At 38.7% G+C, this 3,902-nt stretch carries 6 protein-coding genes; 5 read left to right on the top strand and 1 reads right to left on the bottom strand.

What is annotated here, in order from left to right; genetic code table 11:
- The first annotated feature begins 110 nt into the window (after positions 1-110).
- Together GNE10_RS32725 and GNE10_RS32720 are read left to right on the top strand one after the other, a co-directional pair.
- Positions 111-527 (top strand): DUF2809 domain-containing protein, encoded by a 417-nt coding sequence (locus tag GNE10_RS32725; RefSeq protein WP_099066813.1) that lies wholly within the window; start codon positions 111-113, stop codon positions 525-527.
- The gene (locus GNE10_RS32720) at positions 505-732 is read left to right on the top strand and encodes a DUF167 domain-containing protein (protein WP_099066812.1); all 228 of its coding nucleotides are present in this window, start codon (positions 505-507) and stop codon (positions 730-732) included. The genes GNE10_RS32725 and GNE10_RS32720 overlap by 23 nt, the downstream gene beginning before the upstream one ends.
- A 114-nt stretch (positions 733-846) precedes the next feature.
- Here the strand turns inward: GNE10_RS32720 and GNE10_RS32715 are convergent, their stop codons facing one another.
- Positions 847-1,476 (bottom strand): glutathione S-transferase family protein, encoded by a 630-nt coding sequence (locus tag GNE10_RS32715; protein ID WP_099066811.1) that lies wholly within the window; start codon positions 1,474-1,476, stop codon positions 847-849.
- A 197-nt stretch (positions 1,477-1,673) separates the two neighbouring features.
- On the opposite strand from GNE10_RS32715, the gene GNE10_RS32710 reads away from it, so the two are divergent.
- From GNE10_RS32710 to gatC, 3 genes are all read left to right on the top strand, one after another.
- Positions 1,674-2,351, top strand: a complete 678-nt coding sequence (locus GNE10_RS32710) for an SOS response-associated peptidase (RefSeq protein ID WP_185570175.1) — start codon at positions 1,674-1,676, stop codon at positions 2,349-2,351.
- A gap of 86 nt (positions 2,352-2,437) precedes the next feature.
- Complete coding sequence (locus GNE10_RS32705) at positions 2,438-2,959, top strand: photosystem I assembly protein Ycf3 (RefSeq protein ID WP_099066809.1); 522 nt, start codon at positions 2,438-2,440, stop codon at positions 2,957-2,959.
- Between the two features lie 110 nt (positions 2,960-3,069).
- Complete coding sequence (gene gatC, locus GNE10_RS32700) at positions 3,070-3,360, top strand: Asp-tRNA(Asn)/Glu-tRNA(Gln) amidotransferase subunit GatC (protein WP_185570173.1); 291 nt, start codon at positions 3,070-3,072, stop codon at positions 3,358-3,360.
- The last annotated feature ends 542 nt before the right edge of the window (positions 3,361-3,902 follow it).

Raw genomic sequence — 3,902 nt, 5'->3', positions numbered from 1 at the left:
GTGTGGGGAGTGTGGGAAGAGGGGGGGGAAAGATTTCTTCACTATCCTCCCACACCTCCCACACCTCCCACAGAGGCTAAAATTTTGCTTAGTCTCTAAGGTTTCAAAAAATGCATCGCAACCAAAACCAAACAAGATATATTCTTCTTTCTATGCTCATCGTTGTACCGATGGGTTTTTTGTTTAAGTATTACACTGGCCCTGGCTATAAGTGGTTTAATGATTACGGAGGAGATATACTTTACGAAATATTTTGGTGTCTGTTTGGATTTTGGTTTTTTAGAAGTCGAGCCGCAGTCATCCAAATTCCAATATGGGTTTTTGTTATCACCTGTATAATAGAATTTTTGCAACTTTGGCATCTGCCACTATTAGACAACATTCGCGCCACCTTCATCGGTAAATTGTTACTTGGTACTACCTTTGTTTGGTGGGATTTTCCTCATTACTTAGTGGGTTGTATTTTAGGTTGGTTGTGGCTACAACAATTACAAAAAATCGGTTATGCAAAAAAAAGTCAAAGTTAAACCTAATTCCAAACAACAAAAAATATTAGAACAACCAGATGAAAGCCTGATTGTATATCTAAAATCGCCCCCAGTTGATGGCAAGGCTAATGAAGAATTAATTAAACTTCTAGCAGAGAAATTTGGTGTAGCTAAATCTGATATTAGAATTAAGTCCGGCTTGTCCTCTCGACAAAAGCTAATTGAAATTCACACGGCTATTTAGTATTAGCTATTCTATCTTTAATTGTTCGCTGCTTGGTAAAACTTCATGTAATGTTATATATCACTGGATGCCATCGAAAATCGAGAGGCACAGGCTTCTGAGAAAATAGAATTTTTAAAATTCTATTTCTTTGTGTACATCCTTGATACTGATATATCTGGACTGAGCTTTGACTCTTTCTATCCAGGCTTGGATAGCAGGAAATTGTGTTAAATCAAACCCACCTTCATCAGCTACATGAGTGTAAGCGAACAAGGCAATATCAGCGATGGTATAACGTTCTCCTACTAAAAAAGTATGATAACTCAAGTGTTTTTCCATCAAGTTAAGTGCTGCATAACCTGGTTCGCGTTTCTGCTTTAATGCTTCACTATATTCTTCAGCTTTACCTAAAATAGAAATCCAAAATCTTGAGGTAGCAATAAACGGTTCAAGGCTGTATTGTTCAAAAAATAACCATTGGAAGACCTGGGCTCGCAAGAAGCGATCGTAGGGTAAAAATTCTGTACCTTCACTCAGGTAAACCAATATAGCATTTGACTCTGCCAAGTATTTTCCTGGCTCAATTTCCAGTACTGGAATCTTGCCGTTGGGATTTTTGCTCAAAAATTCTGGCGTTCGAGTCTCGCCTTTTAAGATGTTAACCTCTACCCTCTCAAAAGGCATACCTAGTTGTGTCAATAAAAGACGTATCTTGTAAGCATTACCAGAAGGTAAAAAATCGTACAAACGCAGTAGTTCCATGTTAAAATACAATAAGCAATTTGTTGGTAACTAAGAGTTCAAAATACATTATCTTACCAAAATATTTTACAAAATCAGGATAATTTCTTTTATATTTAACTTCTGAGTACGAGATAAAATCATCCTTAAAAATAAAAAAAGTATTATTTATTTCTACATTGAGAAGTTTAATTTATGCAGCGATCGAGAATTAAAGTATGTGTGGAAGATTTACTCTAAACCAGCCAGTAGAAGCCTTAGCTAAAATTTTCGATGTTCAGCAACTTCCAGATTTACCAGCTGAATATAACATTGCACCTACGCAAAAAGTAGCAATAGTGTTACAAAATCCCGAAAGCAAAAAACGTGAATTTCAGCAGTTGCATTGGGGGTTAATTCCTTCATGGGCAAAAGATCCGGGAATAGGGGCAAAAACCATCAACGCCAGGGCGGAAACAGTTGCTGAAAAACCGGCTTTTCGTTCGGCTTTTAAGCATCGACGCTGTTTAGTGCTAGCTGATGGCTTTTATGAATGGCAACGTCAACAAGGTAAGAAGCAGCCATTTTATTTTCGTCTCCAAGATGGGCAACCCTTTGCTTTTGCGGGTTTATGGGAGAGATGGCAATCCCCTAGCAACGAAGAAATAACTTCTTGTACAATTTTGACAACAGCAGCCAACGAATTACTCCAACCTATTCACGAGCGAATGCCAGTGATTCTAGACCCACAAGATTACGATTTATGGCTAGATTCGCAAGTGCAAACGCCCCAAACCCTACAACAGTTATTGCGGTCTTATCCAGCCGCAGCGATGACCGCTTATCCAGTCAGCACCTTAGTAAACAACTCTCGGCATAACAGTCCGGAATGCATCGTGCCAATGAGTGGAGGCTAGGGACTGGGGACTGGGACTGTATACTATGGACTAGAGAAGAGTTTTCCTGACGCCCAGTCCCCAATACCCAGTACCGAGAGACAACTATGCCAAGAACGCAAAAAAACGATAACTTCATTGACAAATCTTTTACAGTGATGGCGGATATCATTCTCAAGATTCTGCCAGCCAACAAAAAAGCTAAAGAAGCCTTTGTTTATTACCGAGATGGCATGTCAGCCCAAGCAGAAGGAGAATATGCAGAAGCACTGGAATACTATGAAGAAGCGTTAACACTAGAGGAAGACCCCAACGATCGCGGCTACATTCTCTACAACATGGGTTTAATCTACGCCAGCAATGGCGACCACGAAAAAGCTTTAGAACTGTACCACCAAGCAATTGAGTTAAACCCACGTATGCCCCAAGCTTTGAACAACATCGCCGTGATTTATCATTACAAAGGCGAAAAAGCCAAAGAAGCTGGGGATAACGACGGTGGCGAAGCACTGTTTGACCAAGCAGCAGACTATTGGATTCGAGCTATTCGTATGGCTCCCAATAACTACATTGAAGCTCAAAACTGGTTGAAGACCACAGGGCGATCGCAAATTGACGTATTCTTCTAGAAGTGAGAAAAAGTGAGGAATTAAGAGTTAAAAGTTACGAATTATGGCTAACTCCTAACTCCTAATTCTTCACTCCTAACTCCTAACTCCTAACTCCTAACTAAAAAAATATGATTGACCAAGAACAAGTCCACAAAGTAGCTAATCTTGCTCGCTTAGAGTTGACACCAGAAGAAGAACAACAATTTACTAACCAGTTGGCAAATATTCTTGACTATATTCAACAACTGAATGAACTTGATGTTAGTGATGTACTTCCAACAACGCGGGCAATAGATGTAAGTAATATTACACGAGAAGATGAGTTACAACCCTATTCTGACCGTGAAAGCATCCTCAACGCTGCCCCCGAACAAGAAGGCGAATTTTTCAAAGTACCAAAAATCCTAAACGCTGAATAGTTGAAAGCTATATGATTTCTGGCTGCTGGTGTCCTAAAAAAACGTTGATTTTGCCAAAATTGCTTTGATTCAGTATAAATACTGTAATTAGCAGTATACAAAAAATATCTAAATAAATTTATAGAGTTATGAAATTATTTTTCATCAACAATTAGGTGTTTCTTTTTGTCACCTAATTTTTGAAGATTAATAACTTTGTGGCTCTATATCAATTTGGATTTGGATGAGCCAATGTGTTCGTTTGGCTATTAATTAGGATAAACTAGCTTTTGAATACACCAGAAGTTCATCAGCGAGTTAATTTGCAGCTGCTGAATTCTTCCCTAGCGTCCTACGATTTTTCTTGTATGAAACTTACATCTAATGTAAGTTGGCATAATCAAACAAAACTATGTCAAGAAAAATTATAAAGCTAAGACCCTTTTCTCTCCTACGTCCTGCCTTCTGCCTTCTGCTTTATCTTAACCCTCTTTTGTCACTCTCGCCAAAGTATAATTAAGTGCGATCGCAAAAACTAACACAGAGAGTATGGTTGAGCCTCG

The organism is Nostoc sp. 2RC (genome assembly GCF_014222165.1).
In the GTDB taxonomy this organism is placed as follows: Bacteria; Cyanobacteriota; Cyanobacteriia; order Cyanobacteriales; family Nostocaceae; genus Nostoc; species Nostoc linckia.
This window is presented reverse-complemented; position numbering and strand designations above follow the sequence as displayed.